Source organism: Salinispora pacifica DSM 45544 (assembly GCF_000378845.1).
Taxonomy (GTDB): Bacteria; Actinomycetota; Actinomycetes; order Mycobacteriales; family Micromonosporaceae; genus Micromonospora; species Micromonospora pacifica.
Window position 1 is genome coordinate 436,656 of sequence record NZ_KB905359.1, and the last position, 18,381, is coordinate 455,036.

Consider the following 18,381-nt stretch of genomic DNA (forward strand, 5'->3'; position numbering starts at 1 on the left):
TCGGTCACGATGTGTCACGAGCCGGTAGTGGACGCGGTTTACCCTTTGGTGGGGTCAGATCCAGCGGCGCAGTGCCACCTCCACGCCGGCCTGGAATCGACTCTTCGCATCGAGGCGTCGCATCAGGTCGTGGACGGTGCGACGGACGGTCCGCTCGGAAAGTTGGAGTTGGCGGCCGATCGCCTCGTCGGTAAGCCCTTGCCGGAGTAGCCGGAGGATGGCCACGGTTTGGTCAGTTAGGCCGTCCCCGTCGGCCGTGGCTGATCTCGGGAATTCTCTGCTCTTCTCCCAGAGCAGGTCGAAGAGGAGGCACAGCGTGGAGACCAGGGAGCTACCGCGGATCTCCAACGCGCCCCGGCGGGGTTGTGGCCCGATCGGGATGAGGGCGAACTGTCGGTCGACCAGGGTCATCCGAATCGGCGCTTCGGACATCACCCGACTCTCCTCGCCCTGTTCCGCCATCAGCTCGGCGTATGCTCGGGATCCGGCATCGTCCAGCGTGCTCTCCTGGTATATGTGGCGGATCGTCACTCCACGGGAGAGGGCGATCCGGGTCAGCGTCTTGGCGGTCTCGATACTTCCCGGTGGCACCGCCCGGCCGGTGGTCAGCGTCATGATGCTCTCGGATGCGGTGCAGGCGTGCTCGGTCAGGCGTTCCCACACGGTGTCGGATCCTTCCAGCCGCACGATTTCCTCCCGCCCGCGGTGGGTGTCGTGGCTGGCGGTGTGGGCGAGCACCGAGGCGCGGGCCGCCAGGAGCTTCGCCTGCTGGGTGATCATCTGCTGCTCGGCCTGGTGCAGCAGGGCGAGCAGGCCGAGCCGCAGGCTCACCGAGCGCAGACTGCCTTCCTGGTTGGGTGGCGGTGGGATGATCGCCTGGTCGGCCAGGGCGGAGAAGGCATCGCGGATGACCGCCTCCGGTACGTCCAGGCTCGTAGCGAGTTCATCGACGTTCCAGGTCGGGTGCTCCACCATCGCCCAGTAGACGGCTTCGATTCCCGCCGATATGCCTAGCCTGTCGAGCAAGGTTGCCTCCACCAGTTCTATCAGGTGTTCACATTAGTGAAATCTGCCCCCTCCGCAAGGTTCGGGTATTGAGGATCGCCTTTGGCTGGTATCGAACGACCTTCGTGGTGCGACCCGTGCCCAGGCCGTTCGGCGTCCGGTGCCCCGGTCGCTCTGGAGATCCGGCTCGGTGCCATCCCCGGCTCCCCACGCCGGGGCGTTCACTGTCGCCCGGCAAGCCCATCGGTCCTGGCTGCCCCGGGCGTTGCCGGAACCGGCCACGGCCGGTTCCGGCAACGCCCGGGGTGCTGACGCGGACGACGCCGGAGCCGCACGATGATCGCAGCGGCGCTGCCAGGAGACCGGCGGCTGAGGGGAGGTGCCCGATGCGTACCGGGCAGATGTGGATAGTCGACACATTTGTGAAAACGGCGGCGGTCGAATCGCGAATCCGATTAGGGGAGCGGACCGTGAGGCCACTACATCGCGCTATCCAACCGCATTCCCGAATTTGCTCCAGATCATGCGGTATCGCCGTAAATACCAGGTGTTCTCAGACCACATCGGGCAGCGGGGGGCGATTGAACGCGGCACGTCGTGCCGCCGCAGGGGTGAACGAGTACCGGACGTCCATGTGGACGGGAGATGGCGATGGAGCCTGTTGCGGTGCACCCGTCCGGCGGTGACCTGCCAGCCCGACCGGCGGTGTTCCGGGTGCTCGGCCCGTTGACCCTCAGCAGCGCTGGGGACACGCTGGTTCTGCCACCGTCGAAGGTGACCTCGTTGCTCGCCGCGCTGTTGTTGCACCCCGACGAGGTGATCTCGGTCAGCACGCTGCAGCAGGCGGTGTGGGGCGACGCGCAGCCCGCCGCGGCCAAGGCCGCGTTGCAGACCTGCACGCTGCGGCTGCGGCAACTCTTCCACCGCCACGGCATCACCGGCAGCGTGATCAGGACGGTGCCGGGTGGCTACCGGATCACCGCCAGCGCCGCCACCGTCGACCTGATGCGCTTCCGCGAGCTGATCGGCCACACCCGCGAGACCACCGAGCCAGAGGCCGAACTGGCGAGGCTGGAGGAGGCGCTCGCGCTGTGGAGCGACCCGATGCTGGCCAACGTGCCATCAGAGACACTGCATCGGGACGTCGTGCCCCGGATCAGCGAGGAACGGGTTCGAGCGATCGAGCGGGTGTGCGATCTGAAGATCAGCCTCGGTCGGGACCGCTCCGCGCTCGTGGACCTCTGGACCGCCAACCGCGCGTACCCGGCGAACGAGCGCTTCTCCGCGCAACTCGCCTCGGTGCTCTACCGCACCGGCCGGCAGGCGGACGCCCTGGCCGAACTGCGCCGGATCCGGGAACATCTTCGCCACGAACTCGGCATCGCTCCGGGTCCCACCCTGCGTGAGCTTGAGTTGACCATTCTGCGGGGCGAAGCGTCCACTCCGGTCACCCCGGGGGGCCGATCCGCCATCGCGGTGCCCCGGCGCCCGGCCGTGTCCCACCTCATCGGTCGAGACGCGCTCGGTGAGACCATCGCCGACCGCCTCCGCGCGGACTGCCCGATCGTGGTGCTCACCGGCCCACCCGGCGTCGGCAAAACCGCGTTGGCGCAGCACGTTGGGCAACTCGTGGCCCCCCAGTTCCCCGGCGGCCAACTCCGGGTGGCGGCGGCCCCCGGGTCGCGACCTGATCCCCAGGGGCAGGCCCTCACCCCGGTCGACCACGGTCACGGTGCCCAGCTGGGCAGACGACTGCTGATCGCCGACGACGTGGTCAACGGCAGTCACCTACGAGGTATGCCGGCCCTGCTGGCACCGGGCGACGCGCTGCTGCTGACCAGCCGACAGAGTCTTTCTGGTCCCGTTACCCGACTTGGCGGTTGGCTGCACCGGGTGGAGCCGCTCGACCCCGCCGACTCGCTCCGGTTACTCCGTTCCGTGCTGGGGCCCGAGCAGGTCGATGCCGACCCAGAGAGTGCCGCCGAGATCGCGGCGCTCTGCGACCACCTGCCACTCGCGCTGCGCATCGCCGCCACCCGCATCCTGCTGCGCACCCGGACCGGACTCGCGGCGGCGGTGGAGTGGCTGCGGGTGGACCCGCTGAGCCGGCTGAGTCTGCCCGGCGAACCGGACATGTCACTCGGCCACCGCTTCGACGAGGCCCTGTCCCGAGCCGGCGAAACACTGGCGGCGGCCTTCGTCCGGCTGGCCACCGCGACTCCCACCGTCAGCACCGCCGCAGCCGCCGCAGAGCTGCTCGACGTTGACCCGGCCACGGCTCGCGACCTGCTCGACGGGCTGGTTGACCACAGCCTGGTCGAGGAGGCCGCGGAGCACTACTGGATACGAGCCCTGCTGCGGCGACACGCCCAGCTGGTGGCCGAACGGCACGCCCCCCACCCCGGCCCACCGCACCGAGCGAAGGGAACCCTGCGATGAGCACTGCATACGACACGGTGGCGCAGACCCGACCCCGGGTGCGCCATGACGTGCTGTTCACCCGGACCGAGGACGGAGTGGTGTTCCACAACGCCACCAGCGGCTTCCGGCTCTCCTCCGCCACCGCGTACCGGCTGGCATCGTTGCTCGTCCCGCACCTGAACGGGCGGCATCAGGTCGCGGACATCTGTGCCCGACTGCCCGCCGGACAGCGGGCCCTGATCGGTGAGCTGGTGACCGCTCTCTACGCGCGCGGCTTCGCCCGGGACGTCCCCGAGGCCGAGGTCGACCCGACCACGATGCTGGGCTCGGCGGTGGCCACGCACTTCGCCACCCAGATCGCCTATCTCGACCACTACACCGACCGGGCGCCGCAACGCTTCGCCACCTTCCGGAACACCTCGGTCGCGGTACTGGGCGCCGGTCCGGTCGCCACCGCCTGCGCCACCGGGCTGCTGCGCAACGGCGCCGCCACGGTGACCAGCTCGCCGGCGGTCGTCCGGCGGCTCACCCCGGAGCTGGCTGCGCTGAGCGCCTCCGGCTGCGCCGCGACCGCCGTGCCGCTACCCGACCCGGGCGCCGAGGTCGGCTGGTCCGAGCTGGCCGCGGCGGAGATAGTGGTCGTGGCCGCCGGGGACGACGCGCCCCGCGACACGCTGCGGCTACTCGCGGCCGGAATTCCCCCCGGCCGGCTCCTGCTGCCCGCCTGGGTCGCCGGCGGGCGGATGCTGGTCGGCCCGGTCCAGGGTGTTGGCCGGACCGGATGCTGGTGCTGCGTCATGCTGCGGCTCGCCGACAACGACGAGACCGGTGGCGCCGGGCGGGTGTGGCAGGCGGCGGCGTTGCCGTCCGGGGCCGCGCCAGCCGCCGCCGAGCCGGACGGCCCCCTCGCGGCGATGATCGGCAATCTGCTGGCGTACGAGGTGTTCCGGCTGACCACCGGCGCGCTGCCCGCCGAAACCGACGGGAGTGTGATCGTGCAGCACCTCGCCGCACTCGACGTGCTGACCGAGCGACTGCTCCCGCACCCGCGGTGCGCCTTCTGCCGGCCGGTCCCGCCCGAACCAGCCTGGTTCACCGGTGGGCTGGACGACGCACCTGAGACCGGGCCCGGGGCCGACCCGGCCGTCGAGGCCGAGGAAACGCTCGCCCGGCTCCAGGCCCACCAGCCGCTGCTCCAGCCGCATCTGGGGGTGTTTCGCCGCTACGACGACGAGCGTTGGGACCAGACCCCGGTCAAGGTCGGCGCGGTCGAGTTCACCGACGGCGGCGGCCAGCGTCGTACGGTGGCCGCGTTCGATCTCCACCACGTCGCGGCCGCCCGGCTGCGGGCACTGCGGGTCGCGGCCGTCGTCAACACCAGCAGGATCGCCGCCGCCGTCCCCGCCTCCCACGACCTCCCGCGGATCGATGCCACCCGGCTCGGCCTCGCCTCGGGCTGGGATGCCGCCGAGCCGGACGCGTGGGCCACCGCCCGGTCGCTGTTCACCCGCGAGGCGGTGGCGGTGCCGACGTCCGTGCTGGAGCCGTTTGGGGCGGCCAACCGCGGACACGGTGCCGAACCGACCAACGCCGGCGGGGGAGCGGGCGAGGACCTCACCGAGGCCGTCCGGGCGGGCCTCGCCTCGGCGCTCGCCGGACAGCGGCTACGACAGGTCGTCCTCGGCCAGGAGACCGTCCAAAAGGTTCGCTCTGCGACCATCGGCGGCACCCCCGAGCTGCTCTTTCTCACCAGGTCGACGGCGAACCTGGGCATCACCATGGACCTGCTCGACCTCGGCGGACAGCGCGACACCGGAGTGGCGGTGCTGCTGGCCCGCTCCTTCGACCCCAGCCGCGGCCAATGGACGTACGCACTCGCCGCCGATCCGGACTGGACGGCGGCGGCCGCGGCGGCGCTACGCGACGTGCTCGGTCAGGCCCAACTACGGGCGCAGGACCCCGAGGTCGTACCGGACACCGGCGACCCGGTGCTGGTGGACTTCGACGCCGGCACGGTGCCGGTGCACGGCGAGGTGGACGCCGCTGGGGTGGTTCACCGCTGGGCCGACGTACTCCAGCGGCTACCGGAGCTCGGCTACGACGTGCTGGTGGCACCCGTCGGTGGGGTGGACCTGGCCACGGGCGGGCTGGTGGCGGTCCGGGTGCTGCTGGCCGCCGGAGGCGACCGGTGAACGACGGTGCGGCCGGGACCGATGACCTGGTCTGTGCCGGCCTGACCCGGCTGCTCGCCGAGCGGGGCTGCGACGCGGAGGTGGTCGCGCTGGGGGTGCGGGACGAGCTCCGCGCGACCGTCCGCCCGGAACGCGGGCCGCGGGTGCTGCTCTACGGGCAGCTGGCGCTGATCGCACCGGTGCGCCCGGCAGCTGCCTGTGCGACCTGCCTCGCGCGGCGCTGGCAGGCGGTGCGCCACCGCGACCTGCGTGACGCGGTGGAGCTGGGCGGTGACACGGCCGCGGTGGGTCCCTGGCCGTACGCGACCCCGCTCGTCGCGGACTTCCTGCATGCGCTGATCGCGGCGCGTGGCACCGCCGACACCGGACCGGCCAGCACGGGGACGCCGAGCACGGTGTTTCAGGTCGACCTGTCGACCCTGCGGGTGCAGCAGGTGCCACTGCTGCCCGACCCCGAGTGCCCGGGCTGCGGCACCATGGTCGCCGACGCTCCGGAGCTGGCGGCGATCGAGCTGCCCGCCACCCCGAAATCGGCGGCGGACTCGTTTCGTGGCCGGCACCTGGACGACTACCCGCTGAACGTCGCGGCCTTCGCCAACCCGGTGTGCGGGGCGCTCGGCGGCGGCCTGTGGCAGGACGTCACCTCGCTCTCCACCTCCCCGGCGGTCGGCTCGTTCACCCTGCGCTGTGGCCGCTTCCTACGGGAGACGCTCTACGGTGGGCACGCCGACGGTTACCGGAGTAGCGCCCGGATCGCGGTGCTGGAGGGAATGGAACGCGCCGCCGGCCTGCGCCCGCGGGGCAAGCGCACCGCGGTCACCGCGACCCTGCGGGAGTTGGGCGACGACGCCCTGGACCCACGCGAGTGTGGGCTCTACCCCGACGCCTTCTACCAGGCCACTACGTACCTGCACCGGTTCGACGTGGACCGGCCCATCACGTGGGTGTGGGGCTGGTCCCTGCGGGACCAGCGCACGCTGCTGGTGCCGGAGGTGCTCGCCTACTACCACGCGGCGAGTGTCGAGGAGCGCTTCGTCCAGGAGACCTCGAACGGCTGCGCCTCCGGTGGCTCCATGGTGGAGGCGATCTACCACGGCCTGATGGAGGCGATCGAGCGGGATGCCTTCCTGCTGGCGTGGTATGGCGGCCGGTCCCTACCGGAGCTCGACCCGGCCAGCATCGACCGGCCACGGGCCCGGATGATGGTGGACCGGCTGGCGATGTATGGCTATCGGGCCCGGTTCTTCGACACCCGGATCACCTTCGACATTCCGGTGGTGACCGCGGTGGCCGTCCGCCAGGACGGCGGTCTCGGTACCCTCGCCTTCGGTGGCGGGGCGAGCCTCGACCCGCAGGCCGCGATCACCGCGGCGCTCTGCGAAATCGCCACCGACTCGGTGATGGTGCGAGTGCGCGCCCGCGCCGACGAGGCCCGGTTGCGTCGGATGACGACCGACTTCTCCCGGGTGCGGGGCCTGCACGATCACCCGCTGCTATACGGCCTGCCGGAGATGGCGCGACACGCCGCCTTCCTGCTTGATCACGGCACGGCACCGGTCCCGATGACCCAGCTGTACGAGCGAGACCGTCCCGCCCCACCGGTCACCCCCGACCTCCGCGACGACCTCGAACACTGCCTGAAGCAGGTGACCGCGCAGGGCTTCGACGTGATCGCCGTGGACCAGACCACCCCCGAGCAACGCGAGCTGGGTCTGACGACGGTGAGTGTGCTGGTCCCCGGACTCCTGCCGATCGACTTCGGCTGGCTGCGCCAGCGCGCCCCGCACGCCCGGCGGCTGCGGACCGCGTTCCGCGCCGCCGGGCTTCTCGACCGCGACCTGCGCGACGACGAAATCCACTCCGTTCCCCACCCGTTTCCGTGAGGTGCCGCCATGACGTCCGAAAACCCCGGCCTCGCCCACGCGTACGCGACCGCGATCCTGCATCGCAGCCGTGAACCGATGCCTCCGGCGGACTTCGCGCCGAACTGGGCCGACGCACCCCGCCGCGGCAAGTACTACCCGCAGGCGACCGCCTTCGGGCTGCCCGCCCCGGCGAGCGCCGACGCCGACCTGGACAGCGCGCTGCGGGGCCCCGGCGACGCCGACGAGCCGTTCACCCTGCCGCTGCTGGCCGGCCTGCTCCACCACTCGTACGGGCTGCTCGGACGGCGGCTCGGCATCCAGGCCAACTCCGATCTGGGAGTGTTGCCGTCGTACGCGTACGCCAACTGGCACCGCGGCGCCGCCTCCGGTGGAGGTCTCTACCCGTGCAGCGTCTACTGGGTCGCCGGGCCCGGAGCCGGAGTCACTCCGGGCGTCTACTACTACGCGCACGCCCGGCACGCGATGCAGCGGCTGCTCGGTGGTGACGTCAGCGCCCGGGTGAACACGGCGGTCGCCCCACCCCGCCCCGCCAGCCAGTTTCTGATCGTCGGGGTGAAGTACTGGCAGAACGCCTTCAAGTACAACAACTTCTCGTACCACGTGGTATCCATGGACCTGGGTGCTCTGCTGCAGTCGTGGCGGCTCTGGGCCGGCGCCCAGGGCCGGCAGATCCGACCCGTGCTCTGGTTCGACCAGGCGGCCGTCGCCGACCTGCTCGGCCTCACCCCCGACGACGAGGCGCTCTTCGCCGCCGTACCCCTGACCTGGGCCGCGCCCACGCCCGTTGCGCCCTCGCCCCCCGCATCCACGCCCCCCGCCACCACCGGTCGCGGGGAGCCGCCCACGGTCCGGGTACGGCACCACGACCAGGAGCGGTCGCGGACGCTACTCGACTTCGACACCCTACGGCGGGTCAGCCGCAGCACCGCCGCTTCGGTCGACCGGCCCGCCACCGGGGCGTTGGCTGCCGCCGCCGCCCACCCGGCGCCGCCGGGCGGAACCCGCCGACCACTGCCCGCCGCCGCGCCGCTGACGCTGCCCGTGGCGGCCGCCCTCACCGCCCGCCGCAGTAGCTTCGGCCGGTTTCTACGGAGCCGCCCCATGGCGGCGGCACACCTCGCCGCGCTGCTGAAGGCCACCGCCGCCAGCACCGTGCCATCCGAGATCGACGGTCCGACCGACCGTCCGCTGGCCCGGATCTACGCCTTCGTCAACGCCGTGGCCGCCGTGCCCGCCGGGGGGTACGCCTACGATCGGCAGGAGCACAGCCTGGTCTCCCTCAGCAGCGGCCCACCCGGCGCGTTCCTGCAACGCAACTACACCCTGGCCAACTACAACCTGGAGCAGGCAGCGGTCGTCCTCGTCGCGACGGTGCGGACGCACGCGGTGCTCGACGCCACCGGCGACCGGGGCTACAACCTCGCCAACGCCACCGTCGGCGCGATGGCCCAGACCTTCTACACCGTCGCCGCCGCGCTTGGTCTCGGCGCGGGAGTAGCGCTGGGCTTCGACGGCGTCTCCTACGTCAAGGAGCTGGGACTCACCGGCAGTGACGAGTTCCCGCTGCTCATCATGCTCGCCGGCGAGGAACGCGGGCAGCTCGGCAACTACCGATACGAGCTGCGGTGAGGCAGGCCGTGCCAGCGCCGGGCCCGCTACCGGACGTGATCGCCCCCGCCGGCTGGCGTACCGGTGCGTACTTCACCGCCCGGATCGCCGGCCTTCCCCTGTCGACGGTCGATTTGCTCCGTTCCCCGGCAGCCCGCACCTGGGCCGACGAGGCGCTGGCCCTGGAGCGTCAGCTCCGTACCGACGGGGCGCAGCTCGGCCAACTCCTGTATGAGCTGGTCAGTGACAATGAGGACGAGTCGGTCCGCCGACGGCTGCTGACGCTGCGCCGACAGGTCTTCAACAACGCCCTGCCGGCCGCGCCCGGGCCGGCGCTCGCCGCGGTCGAGCAGACCCGACCGGCGGCCCTGCCGGTCGTCCAGCGCTGGCTCCGGCGACGCACGCAGCTCGCCCGGCACCAGGCCGAGGGCAGCGCGATCCTCGCCGCTGATGTCGCCCAGGCCCGGGCCGAGCTGTGGCGGCTGGCCGACGAGCCACGCCTGCGCGGCGGGCTCCAACTCGCCTCACCGACCCTCGATGAACAGCTCGCCGCCGGGAGCACACCGGAGCTGACCCGGCCGGCGAACAAGCGGACCCGCCGGGTCGAGCGCTCGCTGCTGTCCTACCTGTACCGCACCGCCGGCAAGACCAGCCCGTTCAGCACCTTCACCGCGGTCGCCCTAGGCCGTTTCACCGACACCGGGTCGCAGCTCCAGTTCCCCGTCAACGAGCAGTGGCACCAGCACGTACGCCTCAACGTCGTCCTGGTCGCCCGGCTCGCCGAGTTGGTCATCGCCGACCCGCGGCGGCGCGGCGACCTGATGGTGGAGCTGAGCCCGGGGTGGCGCCGGGACGCGGACCGGATCCGCTATGTGCGGCACTGGGTCACCGCTGGCGACGACAGCGCCACGGTCAGCTTCGACTCGGTCCGCGACGGTCTCTTCTTCCTCCGCCGCAGCGGCGTCCTGGACGGGCTCACCGCCCTGTTGCAGCAGCGCGGCACGATGCGCTGTGCCGAGCTGGTGGATCGGCTCTGCCGGGACACCGGTGCCGACCGGCCCGATGGCGAGACCTACCTGTCGACGCTGCTGGAGTTGGGAATGCTGCGGCTGGTCGGCCTCGACACCGACGTGCACGCCACCGACCCGATCCGGGCCCTCGCCGACTCGCTGGGGCACCTGGACCGGCCGTGGGCCGGACAGCTCGTCAACCAACTCCACGAGATCATGCAGCTTGTTGACGCCTACCGGCAGGGCGACCTCGGCCGGCGTCGGGACCTGCGGCACCGACTGCGGGCCGCGGTACGCGCGGTGATGCGTACCCTCGGCGAGGAGAACCCGACCCTGCCGCAGACGCTGCTGTACGAGGACAGCCGGGTGGCCGGTGAACCGGTCGCCATCGCGGCCCCACCCTGGCAGCGGTTGGTCGGCGCGAACCTCGCCGCCGTGGAGCGGATCCTGCCCGCCTTCGACCAGAACCTGCCGCACCGGATCATGTTCCACGGCTTCTTTCTGGCCCGGTTCGGCGTCGGCGGCCGCTGCGACGACCTGCTGCGGCTGGTCGAGGACTTCCACGACGACCTCTACGACCAGTACTCCTCGTACACGGCGGGGCGCCGCCCGTTCGCTGCGGACGGTAGCTACACGCCGGAGGAGAACTGGCTGGGCCGGCCCGAGATGTCCGCGCTAGACCAGGCCCGACAGCTCTTCGCCAGGCGGGTGGCAGCGCTCGCCGACGCCGACCCCCGGTGCCCCGAGCTGTCCCTGCCCGTCGAGCTGTTCGACGAGGTGGGCGCGCTGCTCGGCGCCACCGCCCACCAGGTCCACCCGATGGGGCACTTCGTCCAGCTGGCCCTCCGTGAGCCCGACCCGCTGCTGGTGCTCAACCAGTCCTTCGGTGGACTCTCCTTCCCGTTCAGCCGGTTCACCCACTGCTTCGACGCCGACACCCCGACCCTCGCCGAGCGGCTACGTGCCCAGACGACGGAGCTCACCCCGCCGGGCGTGGTCTTCGCCGAGCTGACCGGGGGAGCGGCCACCACCAACCTGAACCTGCACGCCCGCCTCACCGACCACGTGATCGTGTGCCCCGGCGAAAGCAGCAGCGTCCCGGCCGACCGGCAGCTCACCCTCGACGACCTCTACCTGGCCCACGATCCGGAGACCGACCGGGTTGTTCTGCGCTCGACCCGCCTCGACAAGGAGGTCGTCGCCGTGTACCTGGGCTACCTGGTGCCGATGGCGCTGCCGCAGATCCCGCGTACCCTGCTGCTGCTCTCGCCGGCGTCGCTGGTGCGGCTCGACGTGTGGCGGGGGGTGCCGGCGACAACCAGCGACGGTGTTACCGTCCGGCCCCGGCTGCGCCTCGGCAACATCGTGCTCAGCCGCCGAAGCTGGTCGGCGCCGGTCCGCGAGCTTCCCGACGCGGGTGACCCCGGCACCGACCCGGCGGCGTTCCTGGCCTGGCGTCGGTGGCGGGCCCGGCACGGCCTACCCGAGCAGGCGTTCGCCACCATCTACCCGGCCCATGCCGGTCCGCGCACGGCCAACCCGAAGCCGCAGTACGTCGACTTCGGTAGCGCGCTGTCGCTGCAGGCCCTGCGCGCCGCGCTGACTGAGCCGGACGACCGGGTCGTCCTGCGTGAGTTGCTGCCTGCCGCGAGCGAACTGGCTGCCCACAGCGCGCTCGGCGGACACGTCAGCGAGCTGGCCGTGGAGACCTTCCGCGTCCCCGCGCGGCAGACCGTCGCCGCACCACGATCCGGAGGTAGCAGCCGATGACCGCGTCCGCCGCCGCGCCCACCAACGCCGAGGAGACCGCCGACCGGCGGGGAGAATGGATCTCGCTGCACATCTTCTACGCGGCCAACCCGCAACCGTTGCTGGTGGACTGCGTGGCACCCCTCATCCGGGAGCTCACCGAAGCGGAGCTGCTCGCCGGCCACTTCTTCATCAACTACTGGCTGGAGGGGCCACACGTGCGGCTGCGGCTGCGCCCGCGCACCCCGGCCGACGAGCCGGCGGTGCGGGCGCGTGCCGAGGCGGCGGTCAGCCGGTTCCTCACCACCCGCCCCGCGCTGTACGCGATGGGCACCGGCTACCTGCGGGAGCTCTACGACATCCTCTTCGCGCTGGAGTTCCCCGACGGACGGCCGGCGGAGCTGGTCGACGCGGCCGGACAGATGCTGCTCAGCCCCAACAACTCATACAGCTACCGGCCCTACGCACCGGAGTACGGCAAGTACGGCGGGCCGGCGGGCATCGAGGTCGCCGAGTGGCACTTCCAGCACTCCAGCGACACGGTGCTGCACGCCATCTCGTCGATGAACCTGCACCTGCGCCCGGTGCTGCTGGGCACCGCCGCGCAGCTGATGACGGTGCACGCCGGCACCTTCCTGCCCGACCGGGAGCAGCTGGTGGACTTCCTCGACCGGTACCACCACTACTGGCACCAGGCCTTCGCCGGCACCAACCTCATCGGCATCGACGAGTACACCCGCATGTACGACAGCGTCGCCGGTGAGCTCGGCCGTCGCGTACGGCAGATTCTCACCCTCGTCGGGCAGGGCGAAACGCAGCGGCTCCCCGGCTTCCTACGCGGCTGGGCCGAGCACGCGGCCCAGCTCCGCGAGAAGGTGCTCGCCCTGGCCGCCTCCGGCGACCTGACGGTCAGCGCGTGGAGCGGCGACGACCGGGTCGTCACCGACCCGGGGGAGGCCCTCACGTTCCTGCTCTCGCCGTACCTCCACATGACCAACAACCGGCTGCACGCCACCATCCGCGACGAGGCGTACCTCTCCTATCTGCTCGCCCGGGTGCTGCGGGAGTCGGCGGTGTCGTCGTGACGCATCCGGGCCTGCTGGCCAAACGCCCCCGGCTGCGCGAAGATCTGATCTTCTCGCGCCCACTACGGCGTGGCCCCGACACGGTCTATCTGCTCAAGGACCGGCGCACCGGCCGGGCGTTCGAGATCCCACCGAAGGAGCAATTCCTGCTCCGCCGCCTCGACGGCGTCCGATCCCTCGGCGAGGTCGGCACCGAGTACGCCGACGAGTACGGTCGCCGCCTCGGCGACGCGCACTGGACCCGGCTGCTGTGGCTCCTCCACGAGCGGGACCTACTGGCCGTTCACCCCGCCGGCCCGGCCACGGCGCCGGGCGCCGGCGGGCGGGCGCCGGCCGACCCGGGACGCTCCGGCGCGCTGGGATGGTGGGCGCACCGACTGCGGTTCCTGCTGCGCCCGGCGGTCTTCGTACTGGTCGCCGTCCTCGTCGTCGCGCTGCTCGCACTGGTCGGGTTGCGGCTCGGCCCGCTCTGGCAGACCGCCCGCCCGGCCTTCACCGACCCGGTCAGCCTGGTGGCGCTGGCGTTGCTCGCCTGGTCGAGCGCGGCCCTGCACGAGTTCGCGCACGGGGTGGTGGCCGTCCACTTCGGTGCCACCGTCAACCGGATCAACCTGGTCACCCTCACCTGCCGGGTCGAGGACTACCTCTACTTACCACGTCGGTCCCAGCAGGTGCTGATCGCGTCGGCCGGCGCGGTAGCCAACGGGCTGGTCCTGCTGCTCGCCGGCGCCGCCCTCATCGTGCTGCCCGGCGCCTTCGCCGACCGGATCCTCAGCGCGTTCGTGCTGGTCGGGGCGGCCCAGACGCTGGTCAACGTCATCGCCCTGCCCCCACTGGACGGCTACAAGGTCCTCAGTCACCTGCTGGACCAGCTGGACCTGGCCCCGGAGAGCCGCCGCTACCTGGCGACCCTTCCCCGGCGCCTGCTGCGCCGGCCCAGCCGCCGCTACCCGCGACGGGCCGCGGTCTGTCTCGGGCTCTTCGCCGCTGGGTGGCTGCTGGCGAGCGCTGCCGCCGCCAGTCTCGTGATCGTCTACCTGGGCGCCCTGCTTCGGCCCTCCCTCGGCGCGCTCGCCTACGTTCTGCCGGCCGCCATCGTCGGTCTGACCGTCGCCGGCTGGCTGGCCCGACCCGGTCGGCCCCGTCCGGCGGACCGGATTCCAGCACCACCCACCAGTGAGAACAACCAGTGAAAGGCGAGCCGATGTCACCCATCGACAGTCCGGCGATCGTGCTGGACGCCGTGAGTAAATCGTATGGCGAGGTGAGGGCGGCGGATGAGGTCTCCATCTCGATCGGCCGCGGCGAGTTCTTCGGCCTGCTCGGCCCCAACGGTGCCGGCAAGACCACGCTCATCGAGATGATCGAGGGACTGCGCCTCCCCGACACCGGCACCATCACTGTGCTGGGCATGGCACCAGCGCCACGTAACCTCGACCTGCTGCCCCGGATCGGCGTGCAGACCCAGCGCTCGGCCTTCTTCACCCGGCTGACCGCCCGCGAGCACCTGGTGACCGTCGCCGCCCTCTACGGCCTCCCCCCAGCCACCGCCGAGAAGGCGCTGGACCTGGTCGGGCTGACCGATTCCGGGAACGTCCGGGTCACCAGGATCTCCGGCGGTCAGCGCCAGCGCCTCGCCATCGCCTCGACCCTCGTCCACGACCCCGAGGTGGTCTTCCTGGACGAACCCACCGCCGCGCTGGACCCGGAGGCGCGCCGCGACCTCGGCCAGATGCTGCGCAACCTGAAGGCGATCGGCAAGACCATCGTTTACACCACCCACCACCTGGACGAGGCGCAGACCCTCTGCGACCGGGTCGCGATCCTCTCCGCCGGGCGCGTCCTGGCGCTCGACAGCCCCCGCGAACTGATCGCCCGTTCCGGCATCGGTACCCGACTGGTCATCCCCGCCGGCCGGCTCAGCCCGGAACAGGCCGGCACCCTCGACGGCGTCAACGGGGTCGCCGTCGAGGACGGCATGCTCGTGCTGCGGACCGCCCACGCGGCCCGGGTGCTCGCCGCCCTCGACGGTGCCGCCGACCTGGACGACGTGGAGACCCGACCGGCCACCCTGGAAGACGTCTACCTCGAGCTGATCGGAGCGCCGCAGGCATGAGCGCATACGCCGCACTCTCCCGAGCCGTCTACAAGGCAGCCGTCCGGGACGCCACGACGGTCTTCTTCACCTTCGCCTTTCCCCTGATCTTCCTGGTCATCTTCGCACTGATCTTCCGTAACCAGGAGGTCGCCGACACCGGCCGCGGATACGTCGACTACATCGCTCCGGGTGTGCTCTCCTGGGGCCTGGCCAACGCCGCCCTCTTCGGCGTGGCCTTCACCCTGATGCAGTGGCGCAACGACGACCTGCTGCGGATCATCCGGCTCTCCCCAACCAGCATCTGGTCGGTGATCGGCTCCCGCTACGTGGTCGCGCTGGGCATCGGGGCGGCGCAGTGCGTGCTCTTCGTCGGCGTCGCGATGCTGCCGGTCTTCGGCATGCGCCCGGACCCGACGTGGCCGCTCGCCATCCCGATCATGCTGCTCGCGGTGACCGCCTTCCTCGCCCTCGGCCTGATCGTCGGATCCGCGGCCAACACCCCGGAGGCCGTCGCCGCGATCGCCAACTGCGTCGTGGTGCCGATGGCCTTCCTCTCCGGTTCGTTCTACCCCCTCGAGCTGATGCCGACCTGGCTACAGGAGGTCTCCCGGGTACTGCCGATGCGCTACGTCAACGACGGCATCACGTACGCCTTCACCGGATTCGGCACCATGACCGACTACCTGATCTCGTGCGCCGCGCTGGTCGTCTTCACCGCCGTGTTCGCGGTCGTCGGGGTGCGGACCTTCCGCTGGAGCAACGACTCATGACCGGCACCGCGGCGGCAGCGCACCCCACCCCCCTCGCCGCCGCCGCGGCCCAACTCCGACAGCACCTGCGCCGCCGTTGGCTGGCCCAGCCGACCGGCGTCGCCGAAGACCGGCGGGCCCGGCGAGCCGGAGGGGCGCCGCGGGTGGTGACGTTGGGCGACGTCGCCGCGCCCGCCGTGGCCGACCCGAACCGGTGCGCCGCCACCGTGCACCTCACCGCCGCCACCGTGCTGATCGGACCGCTCGGTGGCACGGCGGGCCGGGCCTGCGGGCACTGCCTGGCCATCCGGTGGCAGCGGCTGCGCAGCCGGAGCCAACGGGACGCCCTGGAGGTCGGTGACCAGACGACCGCGGTCGGCCCGTGGCCACAGCTGACCGCCTACCAGCTCGACGCCGTCTGGGAGCTCTACCGCGCCAGCCACACCGGCCCACCGTTGCCGCCGCCACCAAGCTGGGACCGGCACAGCATCCCGCTGCCCCGGGTCAGCCAGCTCGACCTGGCCAGCCTGCGGGTCCGCACCTACCCGCTGCTGGCCGAGCCGTGCTGCCCCAGCTGCGCCCGGCAACGACCCGACACCCCCGACCCGCTGGTGCTCGCGCACCAACCCCGGCCCAAGCCCCGCCCCGACACGTACCGGCTGCGTACCCCCGACGACTATCCGCTGCCGGCAGCCGCGCTGGTCAACCCGGTCTGCGGCGCAGTCGGTGCGGGTACCGCGCTCACCGTCACGTCACCGACCACCGCACCGGTGACCGGCAGCGTCTTCATCCGCGGCTACGGCGGGCTGCTCGACGTCTCCTGGAGCGGCCAGTCCAGCGGCTACGACGCGAGCCGCGCGCTGGCCCACCTCGAAGGGCTGGAGCGCTACGCGGGGACCCACCGACGGCGCAATCTCACCCCGGTCCTCGCCGCCTACGCCGACCTAGGCCCGGAGGCGCTACACCCGGACCGCTGCGGCCGGCACCCCGACGACGTGTACGAGACCGACCTGATCCTGCGCCGGTTCGACCCAGAACGACCGATCCCCTGGGTGTGGGGCCAGAACCTGCACACCGGCAGGCCCGTACTGGTGCCGCGCCGGCTGTGCTTCTACAGCTCGCCGGCCGCCGGCGACACCTTCGTCCTCTCCTCCTCCAGCGGCTGCGCCACCGGCAGCTGCCTGCCGGAGGCCGTCCTGTTCGGACTGTTGGAGTTGATCGAGCGGGACGCGTTCCTGCTCGCCTGGTACGGCAACCTGACCCTGCCCCGGATAGACCTCGGCACCTGCCCGTCGACGGTGCGCGCACTGGTCGACCGCGCCGAGCTGCAGGGCTACCGGCTCCACGCCTTCGACACCCGGATCGACCTCGACGTACCCGTGGTCACCAGCCTCGCGGTCCGCCACGACGGCGGCCCCGGCCTGCTCTCCTTCGCCGCCGCCGCCCACCTCGACCCGCGGCAGGCGGTCACCGGCGCGCTCGCCGAGGCGCTCACCTACATCCCGCACCAGCCCACCACGGTGCGCCGGCGCCGGGCCGAGCTGGAACGGATGGCCGACGACTACACCCTCGTCCGCCGGCTGCCGGACCACTCGGCACTCTTCGGCCTACCCCGGATGGCGGTGCACGCCGGAAGCTACCTCGACGACCGTGACACGCTTCCCATCGAGCATCTCTTCGCCGGCTACCGGCCCCCCGGCACGCCGGATCTCCGCGACGACCTGCGCCGGGTGCTCGACCTGCTGGCTGCGCGCGGGTTTGAGGCGATCATGGTGGATCAGACCACACCAGAGCAGGAGGCGGTGGGACTCCGCTCGGTCTGCACGATCGTGCCCGGTCTGCTTCCGATCGACTTCGGCTGGATCCGACAGCGGGCTCCGCACCTGCCGCGGCTGCGGACCGCGCCCGCGGTGGCGGGCCTCACCGACACCGACCTGGCCGACACCGATCTCCGCCTCGTGCCGCACCCCTTCCCGTAGCGACCACGGCGTACCCGTCAGAAGCGACCGCTCGTGACGGGCCCGTGAGCGTCTTTGCTGAAATCTTGGCCGGGTACTGGCTACGGTGAACCGGCCGGCGAAGCCGGCATGTGCTCACCACTATTGCGGGTCATTCGACCTATCGGTGCCGAACGGGTTGTCGATGACGTACCGCCAGCGGCCGTCCGGCCCTCGCCGCGCCACGTCGGTAGCCGTGCCCTCCAGGTGCACATGCTTCCCGTCGGGGCCCTGGCCGTCTATGGTCCAATCGACAATCAACAGGGCGATGTCGTCGGCCACGTAAACATGCCGTGGACGAACATCGATTGGTAGTCCCAGGCCGAGGAATTGTTGATTGGCCGCGGCCCGGGCGGCGCCGGTGACAGGTTGGCCCGGCGCGGCGACAAAGACGCCGTCCGGTTCGTAAACCTGCTCAACAGCACCGACGTCCCCGGAGTTAAAGGCTCGAGCGAAGACCAGCGGGTGTTGGCTGGCGTCGTCGGTGAGAGCGACAATGACAGGATGGTTGGTGAAGTCAGTTGGCATACGGTCAGTCAAACCGAGCCCGTCGCAGGTAACCAAACGGTGAGCGACGGCTG

The 18,381-nt window shown here is 71.6% G+C and carries 12 protein-coding genes; 10 read left to right on the top strand and 2 right to left on the bottom strand.

The window, feature by feature from the left end; all coding sequences use genetic code 11:
- Window positions 1–54: 54 nt before the first annotated feature.
- A complete protein-coding gene (locus SALPAC3_RS0101930; RefSeq protein WP_018219583.1) occupies window positions 55–975 on the bottom strand; it encodes a helix-turn-helix domain-containing protein in 921 nt (306 codons plus the stop codon).
- Window positions 976–1,650: 675 nt separating this feature from the next.
- Here SALPAC3_RS0101930 and SALPAC3_RS0101935 point away from each other — a divergent pair.
- The 10 genes from SALPAC3_RS0101935 to SALPAC3_RS0101980 are packed head-to-tail and all read left to right on the top strand — an operon-like array spanning window position 1,651 to window position 17,782.
- On the top strand, window positions 1,651–3,444 hold the full coding sequence (locus SALPAC3_RS0101935; protein ID WP_018219584.1) for an AfsR/SARP family transcriptional regulator: 1,794 nt from the start codon (window positions 1,651–1,653) through the stop codon (window positions 3,442–3,444).
- Window positions 3,441–5,618 carry a TOMM precursor leader peptide-binding protein gene (locus tag SALPAC3_RS0101940; protein WP_018219585.1) on the top strand — a complete coding sequence of 726 codons (2,178 nt, stop codon included), beginning with the start codon at window positions 3,441–3,443 and terminating at the stop codon, window positions 5,616–5,618. The genes SALPAC3_RS0101935 and SALPAC3_RS0101940 overlap by 4 nt, the downstream gene beginning before the upstream one ends.
- The gene (locus SALPAC3_RS0101945) at window positions 5,615–7,501 is read left to right on the top strand and encodes a TOMM precursor leader peptide-binding protein (RefSeq protein ID WP_018219586.1); all 1,887 of its coding nucleotides are present in this window, start codon (window positions 5,615–5,617) and stop codon (window positions 7,499–7,501) included. The genes SALPAC3_RS0101940 and SALPAC3_RS0101945 overlap by 4 nt, the downstream gene beginning before the upstream one ends.
- 9 nt (window positions 7,502–7,510) lie before the next feature.
- Window positions 7,511–9,133 carry a nitroreductase family protein gene (locus SALPAC3_RS0101950; protein WP_018219587.1) on the top strand — a complete coding sequence of 541 codons (1,623 nt, stop codon included), beginning with the start codon at window positions 7,511–7,513 and terminating at the stop codon, window positions 9,131–9,133.
- 8 nt (window positions 9,134–9,141) lie between these two features.
- Window positions 9,142–11,892, top strand: a complete 2,751-nt coding sequence (locus SALPAC3_RS0101955) for a lantibiotic dehydratase (protein ID WP_026185152.1) — start codon at window positions 9,142–9,144, stop codon at window positions 11,890–11,892.
- The gene (locus SALPAC3_RS0101960) at window positions 11,889–12,956 is read left to right on the top strand and encodes a lantibiotic dehydratase C-terminal domain-containing protein (protein WP_018219589.1); all 1,068 of its coding nucleotides are present in this window, start codon (window positions 11,889–11,891) and stop codon (window positions 12,954–12,956) included. The genes SALPAC3_RS0101955 and SALPAC3_RS0101960 overlap by 4 nt, the downstream gene beginning before the upstream one ends.
- Window positions 12,953–14,149: a zinc metalloprotease gene (locus tag SALPAC3_RS0101965; protein ID WP_018219590.1), complete on the top strand. Its 1,197-nt coding sequence runs from the start codon at window positions 12,953–12,955 to the stop codon at window positions 14,147–14,149. Before SALPAC3_RS0101960 ends, SALPAC3_RS0101965 begins: the two co-directional genes overlap by 4 nt.
- Window positions 14,146–15,072, top strand: coding sequence for an ABC transporter ATP-binding protein (locus SALPAC3_RS0101970; RefSeq protein ID WP_018219591.1), 927 nt, complete (start codon window positions 14,146–14,148; stop codon window positions 15,070–15,072). The genes SALPAC3_RS0101965 and SALPAC3_RS0101970 overlap by 4 nt, the downstream gene beginning before the upstream one ends.
- The gene (locus SALPAC3_RS0101975) at window positions 15,069–15,824 is read left to right on the top strand and encodes an ABC transporter permease (protein WP_018219592.1); all 756 of its coding nucleotides are present in this window, start codon (window positions 15,069–15,071) and stop codon (window positions 15,822–15,824) included. Before SALPAC3_RS0101970 ends, SALPAC3_RS0101975 begins: the two co-directional genes overlap by 4 nt.
- Complete coding sequence (locus tag SALPAC3_RS0101980) at window positions 15,821–17,782, top strand: TOMM precursor leader peptide-binding protein (protein WP_018219593.1); 1,962 nt, start codon at window positions 15,821–15,823, stop codon at window positions 17,780–17,782. Before SALPAC3_RS0101975 ends, SALPAC3_RS0101980 begins: the two co-directional genes overlap by 4 nt.
- A 120-nt stretch (window positions 17,783–17,902) precedes the next feature.
- Here the strand turns inward: SALPAC3_RS0101980 and SALPAC3_RS0101985 are convergent, their stop codons facing one another.
- On the bottom strand, window positions 17,903–18,328 hold the full coding sequence (locus SALPAC3_RS0101985; RefSeq protein ID WP_018812277.1) for a YybH family protein: 426 nt from the start codon (window positions 18,326–18,328) through the stop codon (window positions 17,903–17,905).
- Between the last annotated feature and the right edge of the window lie 53 nt (window positions 18,329–18,381).

What these genes read in the sequence shown, in the direction of transcription:
- SALPAC3_RS0101930 (WP_018219583.1), bottom strand. Translation starts at nt 975, where the DNA reads ATGGTGGAGCACCCGACCTGGAACGTCGATGAACTCGCTACGAGCCTG.
- SALPAC3_RS0101935 (WP_018219584.1), top strand. Translation starts at nt 1,651, where the DNA reads ATGGCGATGGAGCCTGTTGCGGTGCACCCGTCCGGCGGTGACCTGCCA.
- SALPAC3_RS0101940 (WP_018219585.1), top strand. Translation starts at nt 3,441, where the DNA reads ATGAGCACTGCATACGACACGGTGGCGCAGACCCGACCCCGGGTGCGC.
- SALPAC3_RS0101950 (WP_018219587.1), top strand. Translation starts at nt 7,511, where the DNA reads ATGACGTCCGAAAACCCCGGCCTCGCCCACGCGTACGCGACCGCGATC.
- SALPAC3_RS0101960 (WP_018219589.1), top strand. Translation starts at nt 11,889, where the DNA reads ATGACCGCGTCCGCCGCCGCGCCCACCAACGCCGAGGAGACCGCCGAC.
- SALPAC3_RS0101975 (WP_018219592.1), top strand. Translation starts at nt 15,069, where the DNA reads ATGAGCGCATACGCCGCACTCTCCCGAGCCGTCTACAAGGCAGCCGTC.
- SALPAC3_RS0101980 (WP_018219593.1), top strand. Translation starts at nt 15,821, where the DNA reads ATGACCGGCACCGCGGCGGCAGCGCACCCCACCCCCCTCGCCGCCGCC.
- SALPAC3_RS0101985 (WP_018812277.1), bottom strand. Translation starts at nt 18,328, where the DNA reads ATGCCAACTGACTTCACCAACCATCCTGTCATTGTCGCTCTCACCGAC.